At 50.7% G+C, this 22,127-nt stretch carries 21 protein-coding genes; 1 reads left to right on the top strand and 20 read right to left on the bottom strand.

Going from position 1 to position 22,127, the window contains the following annotated elements:
- Nucleotides 1-268 precede the first annotated feature (268 nt).
- From ABEW73_RS32575 to pth, 16 genes are all read right to left on the bottom strand, one after another.
- Nucleotides 269-1,189 carry a serine/threonine protein kinase gene (locus tag ABEW73_RS32575; RefSeq protein ID WP_430171294.1) on the bottom strand — a complete coding sequence of 307 codons (921 nt, stop codon included), beginning with the start codon at nucleotides 1,187-1,189 and terminating at the stop codon, nucleotides 269-271.
- Complete coding sequence (locus ABEW73_RS32570; RefSeq protein WP_430171296.1) at nucleotides 1,173-1,913, bottom strand: hypothetical protein; 741 nt, start codon at nucleotides 1,911-1,913, stop codon at nucleotides 1,173-1,175. Before ABEW73_RS32570 ends, ABEW73_RS32575 begins: the two co-directional genes overlap by 17 nt.
- Nucleotides 1,914-2,074: 161 nt before the next feature.
- Nucleotides 2,075-4,585: a stage II sporulation protein E gene (gene spoIIE / locus ABEW73_RS32565; protein ID WP_430171298.1), complete on the bottom strand. Its 2,511-nt coding sequence runs from the start codon at nucleotides 4,583-4,585 to the stop codon at nucleotides 2,075-2,077.
- 345 nt (nucleotides 4,586-4,930) lie between these two features.
- On the bottom strand, nucleotides 4,931-5,419 hold the full coding sequence (locus tag ABEW73_RS32560) for a S1 domain-containing RNA-binding protein (RefSeq protein ID WP_009591896.1): 489 nt from the start codon (nucleotides 5,417-5,419) through the stop codon (nucleotides 4,931-4,933).
- Between the two features lie 114 nt (nucleotides 5,420-5,533).
- Complete coding sequence (locus tag ABEW73_RS32555; protein WP_098741227.1) at nucleotides 5,534-5,884, bottom strand: FtsB family cell division protein; 351 nt, start codon at nucleotides 5,882-5,884, stop codon at nucleotides 5,534-5,536.
- 11 nt (nucleotides 5,885-5,895) lie between these two features.
- Nucleotides 5,896-6,465 (bottom strand): spore cortex biosynthesis protein YabQ, encoded by a 570-nt coding sequence (gene yabQ / locus ABEW73_RS32550; protein WP_098741226.1) that lies wholly within the window; start codon nucleotides 6,463-6,465, stop codon nucleotides 5,896-5,898.
- Entirely contained in the window at nucleotides 6,462-6,743 is a 282-nt protein-coding gene (gene yabP, locus ABEW73_RS32545; protein WP_009591926.1) for a sporulation protein YabP, read from the bottom strand. The genes yabQ and yabP overlap by 4 nt, the downstream gene beginning before the upstream one ends.
- 216 nt (nucleotides 6,744-6,959) lie before the next feature.
- Nucleotides 6,960-7,238 carry an RNA-binding S4 domain-containing protein gene (locus ABEW73_RS32540; RefSeq protein WP_076326537.1) on the bottom strand — a complete coding sequence of 93 codons (279 nt, stop codon included), beginning with the start codon at nucleotides 7,236-7,238 and terminating at the stop codon, nucleotides 6,960-6,962.
- On the bottom strand, nucleotides 7,238-7,510 hold the full coding sequence (locus ABEW73_RS32535) for an HU family DNA-binding protein (protein ID WP_009591918.1): 273 nt from the start codon (nucleotides 7,508-7,510) through the stop codon (nucleotides 7,238-7,240). Before ABEW73_RS32535 ends, ABEW73_RS32540 begins: the two co-directional genes overlap by 1 nt.
- Nucleotides 7,511-7,676: 166 nt before the next feature.
- Nucleotides 7,677-9,191: a nucleoside triphosphate pyrophosphohydrolase gene (gene mazG / locus ABEW73_RS32530; protein WP_430171300.1), complete on the bottom strand. Its 1,515-nt coding sequence runs from the start codon at nucleotides 9,189-9,191 to the stop codon at nucleotides 7,677-7,679.
- Between the two features lie 92 nt (nucleotides 9,192-9,283).
- On the bottom strand, nucleotides 9,284-10,963 hold the full coding sequence (locus tag ABEW73_RS32525) for a putative polysaccharide biosynthesis protein (protein ID WP_430171301.1): 1,680 nt from the start codon (nucleotides 10,961-10,963) through the stop codon (nucleotides 9,284-9,286).
- Between the two features lie 201 nt (nucleotides 10,964-11,164).
- Entirely contained in the window at nucleotides 11,165-11,707 is a 543-nt protein-coding gene (spoVT, locus tag ABEW73_RS32520) for a stage V sporulation protein T (protein ID WP_098741223.1), read from the bottom strand.
- A 327-nt stretch (nucleotides 11,708-12,034) separates the two neighbouring features.
- Complete coding sequence (locus tag ABEW73_RS32515) at nucleotides 12,035-13,120, bottom strand: foldase protein PrsA (protein ID WP_430171303.1); 1,086 nt, start codon at nucleotides 13,118-13,120, stop codon at nucleotides 12,035-12,037.
- On the bottom strand, nucleotides 13,104-16,631 hold the full coding sequence (gene mfd, locus ABEW73_RS32510) for a transcription-repair coupling factor (protein ID WP_430171305.1): 3,528 nt from the start codon (nucleotides 16,629-16,631) through the stop codon (nucleotides 13,104-13,106). The genes ABEW73_RS32515 and mfd overlap by 17 nt, the downstream gene beginning before the upstream one ends.
- Nucleotides 16,632-16,817: 186 nt before the next feature.
- Nucleotides 16,818-17,048 (bottom strand): anti-sigma-F factor Fin, encoded by a 231-nt coding sequence (locus ABEW73_RS32505; RefSeq protein ID WP_430171307.1) that lies wholly within the window; start codon nucleotides 17,046-17,048, stop codon nucleotides 16,818-16,820.
- 127 nt (nucleotides 17,049-17,175) lie between these two features.
- Entirely contained in the window at nucleotides 17,176-17,739 is a 564-nt protein-coding gene (pth, locus tag ABEW73_RS32500) for an aminoacyl-tRNA hydrolase (RefSeq protein ID WP_076326543.1), read from the bottom strand.
- A 106-nt stretch (nucleotides 17,740-17,845) separates the two neighbouring features.
- Here pth and ABEW73_RS32495 point away from each other — a divergent pair, with 106 nt between their 5' ends.
- Complete coding sequence (locus ABEW73_RS32495) at nucleotides 17,846-18,046, top strand: hypothetical protein (RefSeq protein ID WP_006207422.1); 201 nt, start codon at nucleotides 17,846-17,848, stop codon at nucleotides 18,044-18,046.
- 152 nt (nucleotides 18,047-18,198) lie between these two features.
- Here ABEW73_RS32495 and ABEW73_RS32490 read toward each other — a convergent pair whose 3' ends face one another.
- The 4 genes from ABEW73_RS32490 to purR all read right to left on the bottom strand — a co-directional run bounded on the left by ABEW73_RS32490 (nucleotide 18,199) and on the right by purR (nucleotide 22,034).
- On the bottom strand, nucleotides 18,199-19,152 hold the full coding sequence (locus ABEW73_RS32490; RefSeq protein ID WP_006207421.1) for a ribose-phosphate diphosphokinase: 954 nt from the start codon (nucleotides 19,150-19,152) through the stop codon (nucleotides 18,199-18,201).
- Nucleotides 19,153-19,233: 81 nt separating this feature from the next.
- Nucleotides 19,234-20,628, bottom strand: coding sequence for a bifunctional UDP-N-acetylglucosamine diphosphorylase/glucosamine-1-phosphate N-acetyltransferase GlmU (gene glmU / locus ABEW73_RS32485; RefSeq protein WP_430171309.1), 1,395 nt, complete (start codon nucleotides 20,626-20,628; stop codon nucleotides 19,234-19,236).
- Between the two features lie 110 nt (nucleotides 20,629-20,738).
- A complete protein-coding gene (gene spoVG, locus ABEW73_RS32480) occupies nucleotides 20,739-21,023 on the bottom strand; it encodes a septation regulator SpoVG (RefSeq protein ID WP_006207419.1) in 285 nt (94 codons plus the stop codon).
- Between the two features lie 183 nt (nucleotides 21,024-21,206).
- Nucleotides 21,207-22,034 (bottom strand): pur operon repressor, encoded by an 828-nt coding sequence (gene purR, locus ABEW73_RS32475; RefSeq protein ID WP_430171311.1) that lies wholly within the window; start codon nucleotides 22,032-22,034, stop codon nucleotides 21,207-21,209.
- Nucleotides 22,035-22,127 lie beyond the last annotated feature (93 nt).

Genomic DNA, 22,127 nt, shown 5'->3' with positions numbered 1-22,127 from the left:
TCGAATCTTGAATTCAGCCGGGCCTAAGCAGATGCTTTCGAAGTATGTTTCCTGCGGAAACATTTCAGGTGCTCACGTACCAAAAACAGCAGATGCTTTCGAAGGCGTTTTCTGCGAAAACGTGTAGCTCCTCTCCTGACGTCCCTAGCTTCATCCAACTGAAGCGTTTGAAAAAACGCACATCGGAAGCATAAGCTTCGGTGCTGAAAACCGACCTTTTTGAACTCGCACCTTTATGAACTCCCAGTAACAAGGTAACAATTCAGCTTCATGAGCGGAAGAAAAAATAAACAGTAAGGGCCATGATGACTAACGACAAACCAAACGCGTTCTTCAGCCAACGCGGAGTTCGTCCTGGATTAGGACGCACGTTCCTGCCCGAACCTTCGTATATTCGTTTTCTCCACTCGTTCAACGCTTCCCGTGAATCCGCGAAATCTCCCGATAAAGCCTTGTTCAGCCAAACAGCGTATGGCTTGAACACGAGGTTTCTTCGCAGCACCAGCTGCAGATCTGCAACACTACGGGTCTGGGGAAGCTGACAAGACGCCTCCCGTAATGATTTCTCATCCAGCAGGCCGATACACATCACGGCAAACGAGAACAAATCATAGGTTACGTCGCCAGTCCGGCTTCCGGCATTCCAGTATCCCCGATCATACCATTCGGTAAACTGCTTTACGCTGCGTCCGAAAGGGCTGACGCCTCCGTAATCGATCAGTTCCACTCTTCCGTATGCAGAAACCATCACATTATCCGGCTTCAAATCACCGAATGCATAACCGGATGCATGCAGAACAGACAGCTTCTCGAGCAGCTTCAGTCCGATCAATCCGATCCAGTCGGCACCGCGTTTGCTAATAAAATGATGCAGCGGACTCCCCTCAATATAACGCATAACATAGAAGGACACTTCGCCGCTGCCGTCATGATGATCGTCCGCCTCCACGAGATACGGGTCCGGCATCTGTTCTTTTAACGCATTCAGCACATTAATTTCGGATTGAAGATCCAGAGCGTCATGCCCTACTTTTAAAGCATAACGCTCGCGTACTCCTGCCCGGTGAACCAGATACACCTTGCCGTTAGCCCCTTTGCCGAGCATACGTTCCACGATGTACCGGCTGTTCCGCCACTTGCCCTTAATTACGGTTCCTGGCGGATAACCCGGGTTAGACAACGTAGTCACCGAGCATCCCTTCCTCTTGGCTGGAATGACCCTGCCATGATTGATTACCTTCTAGTGTACCATATCGGTAAAATTCAATCACCTTTAACAAGGCAGGTCCCGTCGGCGTCGCCCCCCTCATCTGCAGGCGGCTGAACATTCCCCGGGCGCCGTCCAGATCTGAGGTCCAATTCACGTCCATCACGATATCTTCGCCGCTGTGTTTTCCTGGAAAATGGAATACGGACAGTTCGCTTGAGCCTGCGCGCGCTTTCAAACTCAGCATCAAATCACGTATCGCTTCCTCAACGGCAACCAGCTTGGGTTTCATGCTTGCGCTTGCATCGATTAACAGCGCGACCTGCAGGGATGACGTCTCAGCCAGTTCATCCACCACTTCCACGACCTGCGAACGCTTGTCCGGCGGAAGCTCCTCCAGCGACCCGCCCCCCAGAATATGCTGTATCTCCTTATTTACCGCTTGTTGGATCGTCTGAACCACCGTTTTCCGAGTCATCATCTGTATCGTCTGCGCCAGCTGCGGTGTGCCTACGATCCGGTGTATGCCTCCTCCCGCTTTGGCTATCTCCTGAATTTCCAATCCCCCAAGTTCTCCGATCGTCCCGTAATCAAGGACCCCCACCACGTTCACGACAATACCATCCTGGAGCGCATGGGCTGCGGCCAGAACCGGACTGGCCCCAACGTTCGAGCATCCGTCCGTAATCAGTAGAATTTGTTTCATAATCAATGATCGCCTCCGTCTCATCCTATCGATTTGACTTCTATCTCTATCATTTCCACATTCAAGAGAGTTCAAACGATATATAAGAAGAATCGGCGGAAAAGATTTACCATCTCCGGGGTCCTCCATTTCCCGGGTAATCGCTTGGTTTATCTAAACGATCAGCTAACCGTTCGCGGCCGCTCCATTCGGGCAAAGCCCGGAACATGCACATTCGACCATTCCGGATGGAAGTGATCCACACGCCCGACCACCACCGTCATATCATCATGAATTTGATTCTGCTGGTAGCGAATCACCTTCTCCAACAAACAATCAGCAATTTCCTGCGGATCCTCACTGTTCACTTCCTGAATCATGCGTTTCATCCATAGCTCCTTGTTTACCGCATAACCCGGCGCATCATATATGCCATCCGTCATCATGATGAGAACGTCACCGGCCTGCAGCTGTAATGACACCAGATCCACTTCGATATCCTGAATAATCCCAATCGGAAGGTTGCTGGCCGAGACCGGTATGACATCATTGCCCCGCTTGATAAAGCTTGGCGTTGAACCGATCTTCATAAAGGTAGTTTGAGCCGTATATTGATCGATCAGGGCCATATCGACCGTGGCATAGATTTCATCCGGCGAGCGCAGCATGAGAATCGAGTTCACCGATTTGATCGCCAGCTTCTCATCCATCCCTGACTGAAGCAGCTGTTCTAATATATTCAGAGCCGAGCTGCTCTCAAGCCGAGCCCTTTCCCCATTGCCCATGCCATCACTAAGCGCTACCGCAAACGTCCCGTTGCCCAGCTCGACCGTACTGAAGCTGTCACCTGATAAAATATCTCCTCCCTTTGCCGCTGCGGCTACGCCCGTCATAATTTCATATGTTTTCGCTGAGCCGAATCGCACGGTGGCCAATCCATCCCTTGGATGGATCAAGGTCTCTTCCATTACAGCGATATGCTCCCCGAGAATGTCGGACAGCAGCGGTCCGATAATTTTCCTGCATTCGTCATAACCCCGGGTGTATGCATGAACGATCTCAATCTCGACCTGCCCAGAGTCCAAACTGATGATATCGATGCCTTGAACCGATAAGCCCAGCTGCTGAAGCGCTTCCCGAATCTGTTCTTCCTGAATGTGCATCGTCTGGCTTTCCCGTTTAATCTCCCGGGCCAAGTCTTCCATGACCTGCGAAACCCCGGATAATTGTTCCGCTACCAGATGACGGCTATCGTATATTTGGCGTTTCCACTGCATATCATGTTGGTAAAGATGATACTGCTGCTTGAGGATGCCAAGCACCTCCTCCTTCTTGGCACAGATCCGGCTCCATTCCGGCGGCAGATCGTCTGCTTCCATCTCGGGATTCTCCTCGATCGAGGTCATCATATCGGTCATATATTTATAAGTCTGGTAAAACTTCATGTCCCAGCACTGATTCCGTTTATAACATGTGGCACAGCTTCCTTCTGCCACAGCATTCATGAAATGGTTCATCTCCTCCGTCTGTTTGCCCGGAGGCTGTATAACCCCGGACGTTTGTCCGAAGCTTTGCGAGAGCTGCCGGAACACCCGGGAAAATTGAGTCACACGGTCCGCTGTAAGATCCCGGACCCGCTTGGCGTATTCATGTTGTGAACGGGTATGATCCTGCGTACCCGGCACATATTTGCCTATCGCCTGCATCACGCTCTTGGGCGTAATGAGGAATAACACAATAGCCGCGCAGGTTTCCCAAGTGGAGATCATCACTTCTCCAGGATTGCTGAAATAGATGGAGAGAATGGTTGCCCCGAGCAGCATGCCCAGCGAAACGCCGCCCTTCTTCCCTTCCTTCAGCATACCTGCGAGCATCCCGGAAAAGGCGAGCAAACTCATCTGGGAGAATGCCGAAATGTTGGCAAGACTGAGGATGAGGCCCGTTACTACGCCAACCGAGGCGCCTAGCGGAGCTCCCCCGACTAGGGCAAACAGCAGAATTAAGTATCGAGATAAGACATGCTCTACCGACAGGGATTGGATCGTCCAGCCAACGGCACCTGTCATGACCGACGCCAGCAGAATGATAATACATAGAATTTCTTCATTTCGAAGAACATGAGTTTTTTTACGAAGCGTCAGCACCGGAATCGCTTGGATAAAGACCAATGTCAGGACAAAGCTGAGCACGGCGTTCAAGGTGAGCATCATCATGGAATACCAGGTAATGCTCGGTCCGATGAGAACACTGAACAGATTCACAAAGAAGGTGGAGACAAATACCATCAACGGTGCATACGACAATTCTGCCCGATCATAGGTCTCCAATCCCCGCATCATAAAGTAAAAGATCAAGATTTCTGCCGGTACCATCCATGCCACCGGAAAGGACGCAAATAAACTTCCTGCAACGATAGCGATGCCTACCGGCAGCAAATAATCGCGGCGCATAAAGGCAATGACTGCAAAATAAGCGATTGCAAATGGAGACAGCTCGCCTAAAATCATAGCTCGTCCGAGCAGAAAACCCATGAAGGTTAGCAGGATCATCCACTTCTTAGCGGCCAGGAAGTGGATGGGACGCTGTAGAAAAGGCAGCTGTCCTAACCGTTCTGTTACACGGGCACGAATGGAACCCGCTCCCCCTTTAACTGCCTCAGTACCCGGAAACATCACCAGATTTCTTTTATCCATTACGCTGGCACCCCATTCTTCACGAATTTGTTGGTCCCATTATAAAACCCCTATTCAGGAAAGTTTGTCAGAACACCGGACAAGCCCGAAAGAAATTTCCGACAAAATCAACGGGCCTTGCGAACGATCGGGAAAAGAGCGTTCATCCCCCACGCCCAGCGGTGTTTACACGCGTCAAGCCCGGAGCATTCTTGCAGATCATTTCCCGAATTGAGGCGGACATCCCGTGCTCATTCCACACGGAAGCGCCGTAAATTGCGTAGGAACCTGTCGTACCCTTGGATACAACGACAAAAAAACCGCAGAAGGCGATTTCCCTCTGCGGTCAGTTTATATTTTATCGAATTACATACGTTTGGCTCCGCGTCCACCGCGTTTGCCTTCCGTATTCTTCTTAAGCGAAGAGATTCGTTCTTCACTGTCTTTCAGGAAGCGTGACATTTTATCCTCAAATGAAGGCTTGTTGGCCGCAGGCTTAAACGGGCGTCCGCCGCGTTCACGGTTGAATCCTCCACCACCGCCACCTCCGAATCGTTCTCCGCCGCCTCCACTGCGTTCCGGTCTCGGTGCGCGGGGTGGACGACTTTCGGAAGCCGGCTTGTCGACAGCCTGCTTGATCGAAAGACCGATCTTGCCGTCCTTGTCGACATTAATCACCTTCACGGTAACGACATCGTTGATCTTCAAATGATCGTTGACATCCTTAACGTAGTTGTCGGCGATCTCCGAGATGTGAACGAGACCCGTGACACCTCCTGACAGATCCACAAATGCTCCAAAATGCGTTATGCCTGTCACCTTGCCCTCTAACTTGGTGCCCACTTCAATTGCCATAGAATAAAATGATCCTCCCTTAAAAATATACAGTCCGATTTATAAATCGCGCTGCGGTGATTTGATTATACGATAATGACCTAAACAAGGTCAACAGACGTCTGTCCTGCCTAATTACGGCTCTTCGCCCGAATTTTGGGGCTGAATGATCGGCGTCTCATTTGGCAGATACAGTCCAAACTTCTTGCGGGCAATCTGCCCGATATATTCAGGGTCCTTCAATCGCTCCACTTCATGAGTAATCTGGATTAGCGACTGTTCAACGGACTTATAATCCTCTTGCTTTTGAGCTAGCGCTTCGTTCTGATTACGGATGCGGTCATTCTGGGACCAGAGCGTTGAACCTGCCCAGATCAAAAACAGCGCCATCATCGCCACAAACATTCTTTTACGCCGGCGTGCGCCTTTGTTCTTTGTCTTGGTTTGTTGGGGAGCCTGCTTCGACGGATCAGCAAATCTTCCCATGACCATACCTCCTAAAACCAGCGCTTCCACGCCTTGATAACCTTGTCCGCGAATTGCTTGCACCATGCCGGCAGCCTGACTCTGGATGTGATCGGTCTCAGCATCCATTTCAAGAGTCGCCAAAAAGGCATGAGGCATTTAAGGACTAAACGCAACAGCGACAGGAGAAACTTCCATAGAAACCTTAACAATCCTAAGATAAGCATCAGGATTCCTTTGATCGGATTCCACAATAAGATACGGAACAGCTTGTACAAAAAGGACAGCAAGCCTTTTGTCACTTGAATTAACATTACCACAAAACGCTGGGTTATGACACTCCATAATAAAAAATAGATCCAAACCCCTATAAACAGGCCCACAAACACATAAAAACGCAGTTGACCGTCATTGGTCACATACAACATGCGAAAAATGAAGAAGGCTGCCGCAATCCAGTAAAGGAAGTCCAGGGTATGCTTGGACCATTGCGGGAAACGGAGCTGCCCTGCCAGCACCCGGTAGCTGTCGAAGGCGACTCCCATCGCTGCTCCGGAGAAGAGCATCCAGAGCAGCGTGATCCATTGTACGCTGGGGTTCATTTAAACAGCTTACCCAGCAGACTCTTGTTCTTGGTCTGCGAACCGGGATTCAAATAAATTAGCGAATGCACCTGACCTTCAATCGACAAAAGCCCCTCTTCCAGGCTGAGATTTTTAATATGTAAATTTTGCCCCCGAATGGTGAGATGCCCAAGCTCGGTTTGAAGCAGAAATTCTTCACTGTCAAAGCTCTCCACATTTTGGACACCCGTAATGTCCAGCAGTTTCCGGTTCTGCATCCGCAGGTCATGAAACTTTCCCTTCCCTTGGTCGATCATGGCATGTACCCCTCCTTTTAACAATAGCTTATGGGAAGGTGCCTGCCTTTAGAACCGGAAGAAGAGCAACCGCTTCAGGAATGATCGTGACGCTGCAAGGAATGCACGGAGAATGAACGAGAGCAAGGAAGCAATGTTTATACACATATGATAAACATAAAAACGTCCCCCACACCATATGGTGAGAGGGACGTTTGATGGAACGGCTCGGGCTGCTTACCAGTCCAATCCGCGATCTTTAACGATCGGTTCTTCCTTGACCAAGGTATAGAGGCTGGTCGCCTCATCTTTACGGGTTGTCTCGGTAAGACGCTCGACCCGGACGGTCACCAGCTTCTGACCAAATTGGACGGTGATCTCATCGCCCAATTTAACCGTGCTGCTCGGCTTGGCCTCACGGCCATTGATCAGCACCCGACCTTGATCCGATACATCTTTCGCTACGGTACGCCGCTTGATTAACCTCGATACTTTCAGGAATTTATCGACACGCATTATTTTACGGCTTCTTTAAGCTTGTTACCTGCCTTGAACGCAGGAACGTTGGATTCTGGAATTTCGATGGTGTTACCTGTTTGCGGGTTGCGGCCTGTACGTCCAGCGCGCTTGCGAGTTTCGAATGTACCAAAGCCGATCAATTGAACTTTATCGCCATTAGCCAAAGCTTCAGTAATTTCACCAAGGAAACCGTTCAAGACGTTCTCTACGTCTTTTTTTGTCAAACCACTTTTACCGGAAATGTTGTTGATCAGATCTGTTTTGTTCATGAATTAAATCCTCCCAATTATCAGAAAAATATAAGATTTTACGGTTATTCGGTTAAACCGCCTTGCAATCTGCAAGATTTCACCATTAATGATTATTCTGGATGCCTTGCGGAATTCCTGCCGCAAATCCCTATTTTTTTATTTTTTACGTGAAAAGTTGCCTTTTTCACACATCGATACCGCCGCTTTGTGCCGATCCCGATTTAGCTGCCTGCCATAGGGCTTCCATCTCGTCCAGGGTACTTTCCTGCAAGGTTTTCCCCTGGGCGGCAAGCTGCTCCTCTATGTAGCTGAAGCGACTGACAAACTTCCGGTTCGTTCTCGAAAGCGCCTCTTCCGGGTCCGCCCCGATAAATCTTGCCGCATTGGAGACCGCGAACAGCAGATCGCCGAGCTCAAGCACCGTATCCTCATCAGACTGACCCTCGGTCACCGCCTGCCTCAGTTCACCAAGTTCCTCTTCAATCTTCTGGAACACGCCCTCAATGTTATCCCAATCGAAACCAACCTTGGATGCCTTCTTCTGGAGCTTGTACGCCTTCATCAAGGCGGGAAGATCCCGCGGGATGCCATCCAGTGCCGAGGCTTTCTCTGGTGAGAGCCCCTTGCGGCGCTTCTCCTCCGCTTTCATCTGCTCCCAGTTCTGCAGGGCAGATTCCGCATCTTTGGCGCTGCTCTCGCCAAAGACATGCGGATGACGGAAGATCAGCTTGTCATTCAGCGCTTGAATGACATCATACACCGTAAAGGTACCGAGCTCCTCTTCCATCTGAGAATGCAGCATAATCTGCAGCAGCAGATCCCCGAGTTCTTCCTGCATATGCTCAGGATCATCCTCATCAATCGTCTCTAATACCTCATAGGTTTCTTCGATCAGATTTTTGCGGATGGATTCATGGGTCTGCTCACGGTCCCATGGACAGCCCTCAGGACTGCGCAGAATGCCAACGATCTCATGGAGTCTGGCAAACGTTCGCTGCCGAAGCAGGCTGTCATCGCTCCGGGGCACGTAGACCAGCGACAGATTCCCATATCCGTCGATGCGATCAAGCTCGTAGAGTGGCACGCGCCGGATCACTTCCTCGCCCTCAACGCCCAGCGCATGGCCGACAATGACCGGATAATCGTCTGGATACAGTTCCATCAGCGCCAGTTTAACTTCCGAAGCGGTAAACATGTCATACACCTGGCCGATCAGGGTATGCAGCTGCGGCTGGATGACACTTGCACGTAGCTCAGCCGCATCGAGAAGCTGGAAGCCCTCAATGGGATCGAAACCAAGGCGAACGAAGGCCTCGTCCAGAAAGCTCTCACCGCCGAGCACCGTAAGCGTCACATTCTCTCCCGGGCAGCGCTCCCGTAATAACCGAACCGTTGCCTCCGCTACCATCGGATGCCCGGGCACCGCGTAGACAAGCTCACGATCATCCTCAGCAGCCTTAGCCAAGTTGATTAGCGCGGATGCAATGGATTCGTACACCTCGGGAAAGGTGTCATGCGCTTCATACACATGGTCAAACGATTCCGGGTGAATCTGGAACTCATTCAACGCAGCGATGACGGGATGAGATAATGTACGCACATACACCTTCGATGCCCGCTGCATGGTTTTTATGATACCTATCGTCAATCGATCCGGGTTGCCAGAACCCAAGCCGACCACCGTAATGGATGCACTCATACGCTACTTCCTTTCGTCTTCGTCCGCCTTGTCGACGTCATTATCGTACACTACTATATCACAGAAGATCAAACATCTCACGTCAACCTAGGTCAGTGCAGCACGCGCAGGGCCCGCAAGAAGGCTGCCAGCGGTCTTCCGACCTTTGGCAGCATCCGAAGCTCCTCCTCGGTGAGGAGCTTCGTGAGTGCGGCGCCGATAAGGAAGGCGCCGCAGCCAGCCGCGACGCCGCTCAGGCTCGCAGCCGCGTGGGTGAGGCGGCCCGGGGCGAAGCCGGCCGCAGCCAGGATGCCGCCGGCTGCCTCACCTGCGCCCCAGGCGGCCAGTGCCACCGCGGCGAGGACCGGCAGCGTCCTCGCGAGCAACCCGCCGGCGTCAAGCCGTGCGCCGGCACTGCGCGAGAGCAGCGCGAGGTTGAGCGCGGCGGCGGTCAGGTGCGCAGCCACGCCGGCGATGGCTGCGCCGGTAATGCCAAGCTGCGGCACCAGCAGCAGGTTGAGCAGCAGTTTCAGTCCGGCCGCCGCCAGCAGATGGAGCGCGGGCGCCTTCACGACGCCGATGCCCTGAAGCAGTGCGGCTGTAATCGTGCTCAGCGTCCCTCCTGCAGCCGTAAAGGCGATCACCTGCATCGTCACCGTGCCGGCTGCATCTTCGTACAGCATGATGTTAATCGGCTCTGCAAGCACGGCCAGACCTACGGAGGCCGTCATCCCGATCAGCCAGAACCAACGGAGGGCCATGCGGGTTTGGCTTGCAACCCGGGCGGACTCTCCCTTGAACTTGGCCTCCGCCAGCGCAGGGATAAACAGAACCGACAACGAAGTAGCCAGCATCGTAACCAACTGGACAAGCGGCAGTCCGCGGTTATAGACCCCAAACTCCGCCATGGCCGTTGCTTCGCCCAGTCCACCGGATGTCAATAACCGGGGTACCGTGAAGGTATCCACCAGTCCAATCAGCGGAACAGCGAGCAGACTAAGACAGACCGGGATTCCATAAGCAAGCAGGCGGCCAAGTAGAACACCTGCTCCCTCTCTAGTTACATCGGCACGCATCCCCGTTTCGTTCATACCCGCCGCTCCGAATCCGTGACTTACTTCTCCTTGTATTTTACCCCGAGTTGACCGAATATGCTTGCGCCAGTATAGTCCCATGACCAGTAGACCGGCGGCACCACCGGCAGCAGATCCGAGCAGCGCTCCGGCGGCAATCACGTCGGGATCGGCGCCGGCACGGATCATATAGAGCAGCAGCAAAATCATGACCCCGACACGGACAACCTGCTCCGTAATCTGAGAGATTGCCGTCGGTACCATATTGTGCAGCCCTTGAAAATAACCGCGCAGGACCGACATCCAAGGCACGAATGCCAGCGCCAACGCAGCTGCGCGGAGGGCGGGCACAACCTGACTGCTTCCGATCCACATCCCGATCCACGGAGCACAGATATACATCAGGAAGCCGAGAATTAGACCGAACAGCACCAACGAGACGGAAGACAGGCGCAGCAGACGATGACCGTCCTCAGTACGCCCTTCGGCCTCATATTCTGCCACATATTTGGAGACCGCCGCGGGGAAGCCAACCGCCGCTATCGTAATGATCATCATATAGAACGGATAAACCGTATTGTAGATGCCGAAGACGGCATCCCCTCCCATATTTTGCAGCGGTATTTTTTGCAGTGTGCCAATCAGCTTGGACAGAAGCGCGGCCGCACTGAGAATAAACGCTCCCTGTAGAAGCCTTGCCCCCGTTTGATCTGGTTTCATATCCTCTTCCAATCCCCTAGTTTCTTTTTCCGTATCACAGACCAGCCATCATGCAGATGCTGCCATGTGTACCTCTATTATAACCAAGGGTGGGAGAGGGGTACAAAAAAGAGAAACCGGACAACAAAAACTCCCAGCTGCCGATTGACCCTGTGATCAACGTTCAGCGGGAGTCTCCATCCAAGGATTCATGTCCTCGTCTTATTGTTCCATTTGCTTGCCGAGGAAGCCTGCGGCGGTTTCAGACATCTTCACTTCCATCTCACCCATGTTCACGGATTCGTCCTTGTTCATCAGCACGACACTGCCAATCGGGTCGCCTCCAGCAATGATAGGCGCAGCGACAAAAGCGGACAAAGTTTCCGGATTGTCTTTGCTGATCTCATACGTACCACTGTTGCTTTCAAGCACCGTCTTGCGATTTTCCATGCAGTTTTCCAGAAGGTTGCCGATCGGCTTGTCCAAATACTCCTTCTTGGAGCCGCCTGCTACGGCGATAAATGTATCACGGTCCGATATGATCGTGATGTGACCTGTGCTCTCATAAAGGGATTCTGCGTATTCCTTCGCAAAATCGCCCAATTCACCGATTGGTGAATATTTCTTCAGAATGACTTCTCCATCCCGGTCAACGAAAATTTCCAGCGGGTCACCTTCGCGAATCCGCAGTGTGCGTCTAATTTCTTTTGGAATGACCACGCGCCCGAGGTCATCAATACGGCGGACGATACCAGTAGCTTTCATGTCACTTGTTGCCCCACTTTCATAAGAAGATTTTTCAACTACTGTTCCATTCGGGAAGAGGATGTCCCCAGGTATATAAGAGTTAATGTCTGACCATAGTATTCATCCATTCCCAATTCCTTATACATCATCTACCCTCTGTTGGTTGCGAAATCCAAAAATAAATATCATTCGAAAGCGACGGATGTCAGGGGAGAAAAAATCCATAACGCGCTATTTCGCACGTTATGGATTCGAAGATCCCACCATTTCATCATGCGCTAGCCGTAACATCCGGCATTACCCGCAGCGCATACAATATCAATCGCCCGGACCTTGTCCGCGGGCTTATTTACCCGTGTCTTGCTTGCCTGCATCCGGTGTTTGATCACCTTCCGCAGGTTTGTCGGTGGTACCGTCTTTCTTCTGGTCTCCCGTACCTTCGGCAGGCTTGTCCGCATTCTCACTCTTCGGAAGATTCATGCTCTCAATCAGGTCGTTGAGCTCATTCTGCATAAAGTTGTCGATCTTCGCCGAGGCAAGTTCATTTCGAATGCCTTCCTTCTGATCGGCAGGCAGTTTGTCGTAAGACACTTCCTCGCGCTTCTCTACTTTCATGACATGGTAACCGTAATCGGTTTCTACCGGATCGCTGATCTTATTAAGCTCAAGCGTCAGTGCCTTTTCCTTAAACTGCGGTACCCAAGTGCCTGCCGGTTTGTTCTCATACAGACCTCCGTTGTCCTTGGAGCGCGGATCCTCGGAGTATTCCTTCGCTACCGCAGCAAAATCCTCGCCTTTATTCAGCTTGGACTGTACTTCCTTGGCAATTTTGAGCGCTTCGCCCTCCGCTCTTTCCTTGCCTTCCGCATCCTTAAAACCAATCAGGACATGACGAACGCTAATGTTGGTGTAATCCTTCTTGTTCGCCTCGAATTCCTTCTTGATATTCTCTTCGGTTACCTGATTCTTCTCATATTCCATAACGGTCATGACGCGAAGCATATAATTTTTGAGATCGTCTTCCGTCAATTTCTGCGATTCCAGAGCAGCTTTAAACTGCTCCTCGCCCATTCCGCTCTTCTGCTGCTTTATCAAATTATCCGCTTGCTTCCCGGCAGCTTCCTTCGCTTTATCATCAGCTTTGGCGTACAGGTATTCATAGGCTACCCCCTGTTTCGCCAAATACTCTTTAAATTCATCCATTTGTAAAAATTGGGCGTATTCCGGGGACATGAACTGAATCATACGCTGTTCCAGATCAAATTCCTTCTCGGTAATTTCTCCACCCTTATATTTGACAATAACTTTGCTATTATCATTTTCGGTTCCCTTATTCTTGTCGTTTCCGCACGCAGCGATCATCGACATGGATAGTACTGCTGTGATGGATACCATAAACGTCTTCCATGCCTTGTTATTTCTTGACGGCATTTTGTAGTTCTCCCTTCAGGTTGAATGGCCCTTTTGCGGCCTCCAGGAATTGCTCCAGCAATTCTAACAGTTGTTGATCGGAAAGTCCCTTGCCTTTGATTCGAATGGCCATAGTCGGCCCTTGTTCAAATTGTACACGTCTTTCGAACATATTTCCAATTTGCGCAAGTCCTGTGGTATCAACCGCCTTATCCTGCCCTTCATAAAACTGCAGCAGCACATCATCGCCGCGCTGGATAATGGAGTCGATCCCGTACGTACGACCATATACCTTCAAGCGGGATACAGCAAGCAGGTTACTTACCGCAAGCGGCAGCTCGCCAAAGCGGTCAAGCAGCTCATCCTCAAGCTCAGCCGATTCGTCGATAGACGAAACGACAGCCACTTTTTTATAAATTTCGATCTTCTGGATGCTGTCATAAATGTAATCAGACGGCAAGTAAGCATCAATCCCCAGATCGATGGTGGTGTTCCAGTCCTTCGATGGCAATGGCGGCTCACCCAGCATGCTGACTTTGCGTTTTTGTATCTCCTCCGCCAGCATCTGAGAATACAGGTCGAACCCGACGGAAGCAATAAACCCATGCTGCTCCGCTCCGAGCAGGTTGCCCGCGCCGCGAATTGACAGGTCCCGCATCGCAATCTTGAATCCGGAGCCAAGCTCCGTAAATTCTTTAATGGACTGCAGCCGCTTCTCGGCCACTTCGGTCAACACCTTATCCCGCTGGTACGTGAAATAAGCATAAGCGATTCGGTTGGAACGACCGACGCGTCCGCGCAGCTGATACAGCTGGGAGAGGCCCATTTTGTCCGCATCATGCACGATAAGCGTATTTACATTCGGGATATCCACGCCCGTCTCAATAATGCTCGTACTAACCAATACGTCGTATTCGCCGTCCAGGAAGTCGAGAATCGTCTTCTCCAGTTCCGTTTCCGACATTTGGCCGTGTCCCACACCCACTCGGGCCTCCGGTACCAGCATGGATATCTGGGCTGCCATCTCCTGAATGCCCTGAACCCGATTGTAGAGATAGTAAACTTGACCGCCCCGGGCCAGCTCTCGCTCGATGGCTTCCCGCACCAGGGTCTGGCTATGCTCTACGACATAAGTCTGCACTGGAAAACGGTTCTCCGGCGGTGTCTCGATCACGGACAAATCCCGAACGCCGAGCATCGACATATGCAGTGTGCGTGGAATCGGCGTTGCCGTCAGCGTCAGTACGTCGACATTGGTCTTCAGCTTCTTCAATTTCTCCTTATGCGTAACGCCAAACCGCTGCTCCTCATCCACAATCAGCAGTCCCAGATCCTTGAACACAATATCCTGCGACAGCAATCGGTGCGTCCCGATCAGAATATCGACAGATCCCTGCTTTACTTTCTTGATCGTCTCATTCTGCTCCTTACGACTCCGGAAACGGCTCAGCACCTGAATGTTGATCGGATAATTGGCAAAACGCTCCCGGAACGTCTCGTAATGCTGCTGGGCCAGAATTGTCGTCGGTACCAGCACCGCAACCTGCTTCCCTTCGATTGCTGCTTTAAACGCAGCACGTACCGCCACTTCCGTTTTCCCGTAACCGACATCACCGCACAGCAGCCGATCCATCGGCCGGTTCTGCTCCATGTCTTTTTTAATTTCGGTAATCGCTCGAAGCTGATCGGGTGTTTCATCATATGGGAATGTGTCCTCGAATTCCTGCTGCTCCGACGTATCTTTCTCAAACCCGTACCCAGGCGCAGTCTGGCGCTCGGCATACAGCTTAATCAGATCGTCGGCGATATCCTGAACGGAAGAACGAACCTTGTTCTTAACCCGCGTCCATTCATTTCCGCCCAGCTTGTAAACCTTCGGTTCCTTGTCTTCGGAACCGACATATTTCTGGATGAGATCGATCTGCTCAATCGGAACGGACAGCTTATCGCCCCCGGCATACAGAATATGCATGTAGTCCTTATGGATTCCGTTGATTTCGAGCGTCCCGATCCCCATATATTTCCCGATACCGTGGTTTTGATGCACCACATAATCGCCGACTTTGAGCTCGGTATAACTCTTGATCCGCTCGGCGTTGTCCATATTCTTCGTGGTTTTGCGTGTTTTGCGCTGCTTCGAAGAGAACATCTCGCTCTCTGTAATAATGGCAGCATGAACCGAAGGCATCTCAAAGCCATTCTGCAGATGCCCCTCAAACATAACCGGTTCTTCGATGCCATAGTCCAGCAGTACCCGCCGCATGCGGTCCATCCGCTCCGCATCGCCTGCCAGCATCATGACCTGAACGCCCGACTTCTTCCAGCGCTCCATCTCAGCCTTGAGCACGTTCATCTGGCCATGGAAATCCTGCATGCCGCGCGTAATCATATTGACGATATTCTGCGGCTGCATTCTTGGCACCTGACGCAGGAAGATGGAGATCAGTAGACTTTGATAGGGATGCTGATAGATCAGTTCTTCCGTATCCAATGAAAGCGGCAGATCCGGCAGCGATTTGCCATTCTGCATCAGATGCAAATTCCATTCCGCTTCATCCCGCTCCAACTGCTTGGCTGTTTCTAACAGACGTGCAGGCTCATCCATAATCAGAATCGTATCCTTCGGCATGTAATCATATAGATTGGTCTTCTCCGGATACAACAGGGAGATATATTTATAGATTTCAGGGAAATATATCCGCTCGCGCAGCATCTCAACTTCCCGGTGTATTTCATCCCGCAGACGGAGCTTGGCCTGACGATCACTCATGCGCTCGAGCTGCGTCTCCAGCAGACGGACCACCGTACCCGCTGTACGGCTGAGCCGCTCTGAATCAGCAATAATTTCTTTGCATGGTGTAATGGTGACCTCCCGGACCTTGTCAATCGAGCGCTGATCCGTCGGGTCGAAGGTACGAATCGAGTCGATATCCTCATCAAACAGTTCGATGCGGTACGCCATGGTCGTTGTCATCGGATAAAAATCGATGATACCCCCGCGAACACTCATCTCGCCGCGGCTCTCGACGCGCTCCACCCGTTCATATCCCATCTCGATCATCTGGTTCAGGAAGGAATCCAGTACGAGTGTCCCGCCGTCATGAAGCACAATTCGTGCATCAGACATCACTTCGGGAGCGGGAAGCAGGCGACGCACGCCGGAAAATGGCGCAACGACAATACCCCGGAAGCCTCTTGCACAACGGACGAGTACATCAATCCGCTGCGCCAGAGTCTCGGGGCTTGAAACGGCCGACTCGGCCGCTACCAGTTCATTCGCCGGGTATAACAATACTTGATCCGGTGAGAGCGCTTCCTGTAAATCATCCGCAATTTTCTGGGCTGAAAACATATTATGAGTGACAACGAGCAGCGGGCGCTGCTGTTCCTGGTGCAATGCGGCCATTAAGATCTGCCTGGACGACCCGGAAAGACCGGAGATCAATTGCTCCCTCATGCCGGCTTGGACGCCAGCGGTTATGGATTTGAAGTCCGAATCCTTCGAAAATACATCAATAAGTGCTTGTAACAAAAGGGGCACCTCTCTTATGCAAAAGAAATGAATTTCCTAGACTCTATTTCTCATGGAATTTTAGACGATTGCCAAAAAATTATAACCGAAAAGAAGCCTTGAGCAAAACTGCCAAGGCTAGAGCAGCGGCAGAGCCTGCCGCTGTATGTCTTCTACCAAAAAAACGTCGTGTACCCCATTATACTCTCATTGCAGGGGATTTGCCAAAAGACTAAGTTCCGGATGGGCTTCCAGGGCTTCTCTGCAATGATCGCAGGTTACCCGGACCATTACTTCTCCGTTAAAATCATAGGCTATTATATCCTTGCGTTCCTCAGGGGTCAAGGAATCAAATCCGAGACGGGCTTCGGATACGTAATTGGAATCAATGCGGCCCTGAAATGCCCGACAGTGTCTGCAAACATAGGTTATCGCCATCATATGCCTCCTGAAGGTCGTATATACCTTCAGTATGCCCGGATTTCCCTCGTTTAAGACTTCGATCTTACGCTTGCCCAATGTCTTAGGAATCATCTCTCGGATACTTCCATACTATAATGCTTTTCTAAGATTTGTTAAACTTCGCCATCGTCTGTTCAAAGGTATGATCCAGACTGAATTCCAGCGCGTCACAGGTCTCCTCTACCATGCTCTGCAGCTGTTCGCGTTCCTTCTTCGGAAAAGTACCTAGCACATAATCGACAATCGCATAACCCGGCTCAGGCCTCGATATGCCCATACGAACACGGTTGAAGCTCTGAGTCCCGGTATGCTGAATAATGGATTTAATGCCATTATGTCCTCCGGCACTGCCCTGATACCGCAGGCGGATCTTACCGACGACGGTATCCAAATCATCATAGACCACAATCATGTCCTCAAGACTCACTTTATAATAATCCATATAAGCACGCACGGCCTCGCCCGAAAGATTCATGAACGTCATCGGTTTGATCAGGACGGTTTTGGTGCCGCCAATCATCCCTTCGGCGATGACCGATTTGCATTTATTCTGATTGAACTTCATGCCGTGTCGCTCTGCCAGTGCATCCAGCGCCATGAACCCAACATTATGGCGTGTCTTCTCATAATTTGAACCGGGGTTGCCCAGTCCGACAATCCATTTCATCACAGGTTGATTCCTTTCACGATTTATACTTTCTTCTTTGCGCATTTCTGAGTACAATATGAACAAAACCTATCGGCGTTATGCCTCATAAGAAGGTGAATCGGCATTGAAAGCTTTCGAACAGAAATTAACGCACCACAGCCATTTTCAATACCATATGAAGCATGGCATCCCTGTTCAAGTCTATGAACTGGGCTGTCACATAGACGTGGGTCTGATCACTGCAGTCGACGCCTATTTTGTCGAGCTTGAGGGAACGCTGTACAATCGGAGTACGTTCACTTTTATCTCTAGGCCCGGATATTAACATGCCTGCGCGGTATTAACAGGCTGAACTTATGAAAACGTTTTCTTTCCGACTGTTCATCTGCTCTTGCTAACCAAAACGGCAAAGTCGTTATAGCCGACAAGGGTTACATCTCCTCATGAGGAGATGTAACCCTGCCTTTACACGGTTTATTATTCTATTTCAAACAATTTACTAATCGACAATTCCTCATGAACCCGGATGATGGCTTCCCCCATCAACGGAGCAACCGACAACACCGTCAGCTTGCTGCTCGGGTTCGGATTGGTGATCGGAATGGTGTCTGTTACAACAACTTCCTTCAGCGGGGAGTTTTCCAGTCGCTCATGGGCAGGGCCCGAGAGAACCGGATGTGTACAGCACGCGTAGACTTCCTTCACGCCGCCTTCCATCAACGCATTGGCACCCAGCACAATCGTACCCGCGGTATCGATAATGTCATCAATCAGAATAGCGGTCTTGCCTTCGATATTTCCAATAATGTTCATGACTTCACTGACATTCGGCTCCGGTCGGCGTTTATCGATAATCGCCAGCGGCGCATTCAGGAAATCAGCAAGCTTTCTCGCGCGAACCACACCGCCGTGATCCGGAGATACAACGACCGGGTTCTCGATCTGCTTTGAACGGAAATATTGGGCAAGAATCGGTACGCCGAGCAGATGATCCACCGGAATATCGAAAAATCCCTGAATCTGCATCGCGTGCAGGTCCATCGTAATGACGCGATGAGCTCCTGCTTTTTCGATCAGGTTCGCAACCAGCTTAGCGGTGATCGGATCCCGTGAACGCGCTTTGCGGTCTTGACGGGCATATCCGTAATACGGAATAACCACGTTGATGCTCTTCGCGGATGCCCGCTTGAGCGCATCCACCATAACCAGCAGCTCCATCAGGTTATCATTCACCGGCAAACAAGTGGACTGCACAATATAAACGTGGCAGCCCCGTACGCTCTCGGAGAGCTTTACTTGAATCTCGCCGTCGCTAAAGCTGGTTGTATGCGATTCCCCCATCGGAATGCCGATATAATCGGCGATCTGATGGGCAAGTTTAGGATTGGAATTACACGTGAATATTTTTAATTTAGAATCAAGATAAGTCATAGAATAAAAACCCTCCGTGCTGGTTCGTTGAATTAGGTATCCGATCACCGCTTCATATCTTGGTTAAGGAAGCAGGGATAATTACGATTTCTTGTTCTTCTTGGCGATGGCGCGTGCCCGGATCTTCTCTGCGTACCCTGGCTTGTTCTCCTGACGCTGTCTGGCGATGGCCAGATCATTGTCCGAAACGGATTGCGTAATGGTAGAGCCTGCAACAACGAATGCGCCCTTGCCCACTTTCACCGGTGCAATCAAATTCACATTACTGCCGATAAATGCATCATCTTCAATTTCGGTAATGGACTTATTATAACCATCATAGTTGACTGTAATCGCACCACAGCCGATATTAACGTTTTTGCCGACTTTGGCATCACCAACATAACTGAGGTGGGATACTTTAGAGCCGTTGTCAATCGTGGCGTTCTTCACTTCAACGAAGTCGCCCACCTTTACATCATCCCCAAGCTTGGCCCCTGGACGAAGATAAGCAAACGGTCCTACAGAGGTCCGGGAGCCGACTTCAGCGCTGCTGAGCACCGAATGTTTGACGCTGGCACCATCTGCGATAACGGAGTCCTCAATTTCGGTATCCGGTCCGATCACGCAATCTTCACCGATCACCGTATTCCCTTTCAGGACGGTACCGGGATAGAGCACGGTATCTGAACCAATCTTAACATCAGCTCCGATATAGGTTGAAGCTGGGTCAATGATCGTAACACCGTTCAACATGTGCATGCGGTTGATGCGCTCTCTCATGAAGCCTTCGGCTTCCGACAGCGCCAGGCGATCGTTAACGCCAATCGATTCCGCATAATCATCGGTCTGATAAGCAAGCACAGTCTCGCCGGCTTGTTTCAAAATACCGATGCAATCGGTCAGGTAATATTCCTGCTGCGCATTCTGGTTGGTTACATTATCCAGTGCAGCGAATAGCTTTTTATTGTCAAAACAATAGGTACCGGTATTGATTTCAGTGACTGCGTCCTCTTCCGGACTGCAATCTTTCTGCTCCACAATCCGAAGTGCGCTGCCGTCCTCGCCTCGAATGACCCGGCCGTAGCCTTTCGGGTTATCCATATGCGCGGTAAGCACCGTAGCGGCCGCATTGTTGCTTTCATGAAGTTTCAAAAGATTCTCCAGTGTCTCGGACGTCACCAGCGGAGTATCCCCGCAAATGACAATCGTGGATCCTTCTTCGCCGCCAAGTAATTCCTTGGCTTGCTTCACAGCGTGACCCGTTCCGAGCTGCTGCTCCTGAAGTACATACTCGGCTGCGTCTTGCAGATAAGCGCGAACCGTTTCGGCACCATGGCCTACGACCACAACACTGCGTTCACAGTTTACCTGCTGTACCGTTTGCAATACATGTCCGACCATCGGCTTGCCACAAACAGGATGCAGCACTTTATATAGTTTGGATTTCATACGTTTGCCCTGCCCAGCGGCGAGCACAATAGCAAATCTTTTCAAGGGCCATGCCTCCTCCTCTTGAACTCACTACTGAATATATATCATTCTACAAAAAAAGAAAAGAGAGCCACAGGTATGGCTCTCTTTTCCTTGAACCCCAATTGTAAATCTTAAGCGCCTTCTTCAATCACTTCTTCTTCAGTAGCCGCTCGCTCATACTCGGCCAATACAGCCGATTGAATTTTCTCGCGAGTACCGGAAGAAATGGGATGGGCAATGTCGCGGAATTCTCCATCAGGAGTGCGTTTGCTCGGCATTGCAACAAACATTCCATTGTTTCCGTCGATGACGCGAATGTCGTGAACGACAAATTCATTATCGATGGTAATGGATGCGATTGCCTTCATTCTCCCCTCAGAGTTAACACGGCGGAGTCTGACATCCGTAATTTGCATATGTGTTCACCACCTTTTTCCATCAGAGACTTGGTGTATAATTCCACACAGCAAACCAGAAATCCTTCTTTTTTCTAATACAAAATGTCCTAAAAACAGGAATTTTTTTTAGAATGTGATATTTTCGACAGACTTCGGCCTAATTCGAATGAAAACGCTATTATATCGACAAATATCGCGACTCTATTTTTCGAAGTAATTACCAGGGTTTACGGTAATTCTCTTCGTTTTGGAGTCCACATCGCTTAAGATGGCTAGTGAAATATAGTCCTCTAGAAGTCTTTCCTCGGTTTCCACCGCTCCTGACTCTACCAGGACACCGACACCTGCGACTTCAGCATTAAATTCACCAAGCAGATCGACCATTCCCTGAATGGTCCCGCCTGCCTTCATAAAATCATCCACGATCAGCACGCGAGAGCGTTCCTTGAGCGCCCGGCGGGATAATGACATGGTATGGATGCTCTTATGTGATCCCGATACATAATTGATGCTTACGGCCGATCCTTCCGTCACTTGATGGTCCCGGCGAACTAGTACGACCGGCAGGTTCAATTGCGCCGCTGTCGCATAGGCCAGCGGAATCCCTTTGGTCTCCACGGTCATGACCACATCGATATCCCGGTCGGCGAACACCGTGGCAATGATCTTGCCCGCCTCGTTCATCAGCGAAGGTTGTCCAAGCAGATCAGACATGTACAAATAACCGCCCGGCAGAATCCGATCCGATTGCTGAAGCTGCTGGCACAGCTCCTCCGCAAAGCGCAAGGCATGATCTTTGCGCAGCTTCGGAATGTATCGGACTCCTCCGGCTGCGCCAGCCAGCGTCTGAAGCTCTCCGAGCCCCTCGCTCTCGAACACGTCCTTAATGATCGCCAAATCCTCACTGATAGATGACTTGGCTGCTCCATATCGCTCAGCGAACGTTGTCAGCGGAATCAGCGTATGCGGTTTAGATAGTAAATATTGGGTCATATCGACCAATCGTTCGCTACGTTTTAATTTTTTCACCTAGGGTTCCTCGCTAAATCCGAATATTATATGTTAAATATAACACCTTTGTACGTATTTATACAACTTTGTTTGAAATTCGACCCCGAATTG

Source organism: Paenibacillus lautus, from assembly GCF_050482385.1.
GTDB classification, from domain to species: domain Bacteria; phylum Bacillota; class Bacilli; order Paenibacillales; family Paenibacillaceae; genus Paenibacillus_AQ; species Paenibacillus_AQ lautus_B.
The sequence above is the reverse complement of the archived record's forward strand: the minus strand, read 5'-3'. Positions and strand labels throughout refer to the sequence as shown.

Bases quoted from the DNA above. Each gene is read 5' to 3' on its own strand.
- ABEW73_RS32555 (WP_098741227.1), bottom strand. From the start codon at position 5,884: ATGGGAAGATTTGCTGATCCGTCGAAGCAGGCTCCCCAACAAACCAAG.
- spoIIE (WP_430171298.1), bottom strand. From the start codon at position 4,585: ATGGATAAAAGAAATCTGGTGATGTTTCCGGGTACTGAGGCAGTTAAA.
- ABEW73_RS32570 (WP_430171296.1), bottom strand. From the start codon at position 1,913: ATGAAACAAATTCTACTGATTACGGACGGATGCTCGAACGTTGGGGCC.
- ABEW73_RS32505 (WP_430171307.1), bottom strand. From the start codon at position 17,048: ATGGCGATAACCTATGTTTGCAGACACTGTCGGGCATTTCAGGGCCGC.
- mazG (WP_430171300.1), bottom strand. From the start codon at position 9,191: ATGAGTGCATCCATTACGGTGGTCGGCTTGGGTTCTGGCAACCCGGAT.
- spoVT (WP_098741223.1), bottom strand. From the start codon at position 11,707: ATGAAAGCTACTGGTATCGTCCGCCGTATTGATGACCTCGGGCGCGTG.
- spoVG (WP_006207419.1), bottom strand. From the start codon at position 21,023: ATGCAAATTACGGATGTCAGACTCCGCCGTGTTAACTCTGAGGGGAGA.
- ABEW73_RS32490 (WP_006207421.1), bottom strand. From the start codon at position 19,152: ATGACTTATCTTGATTCTAAATTAAAAATATTCACGTGTAATTCCAAT.
- ABEW73_RS32535 (WP_009591918.1), bottom strand. From the start codon at position 7,510: ATGAACAAAACAGATCTGATCAACAACATTTCCGGTAAAAGTGGTTTG.
- pth (WP_076326543.1), bottom strand. From the start codon at position 17,739: ATGAAATGGATTGTCGGACTGGGCAACCCCGGTTCAAATTATGAGAAG.
- ABEW73_RS32525 (WP_430171301.1), bottom strand. From the start codon at position 10,963: ATGAAACCAGATCAAACGGGGGCAAGGCTTCTACAGGGAGCGTTTATT.
- ABEW73_RS32515 (WP_430171303.1), bottom strand. From the start codon at position 13,120: ATGCCGTCAAGAAATAACAAGGCATGGAAGACGTTTATGGTATCCATC.
- yabP (WP_009591926.1), bottom strand. From the start codon at position 6,743: ATGATCGACCAAGGGAAGGGAAAGTTTCATGACCTGCGGATGCAGAAC.
- ABEW73_RS32560 (WP_009591896.1), bottom strand. From the start codon at position 5,419: ATGGCAATTGAAGTGGGCACCAAGTTAGAGGGCAAGGTGACAGGCATA.
- yabQ (WP_098741226.1), bottom strand. From the start codon at position 6,465: ATGAACCCCAGCGTACAATGGATCACGCTGCTCTGGATGCTCTTCTCC.
- ABEW73_RS32540 (WP_076326537.1), bottom strand. From the start codon at position 7,238: ATGCGTGTCGATAAATTCCTGAAAGTATCGAGGTTAATCAAGCGGCGT.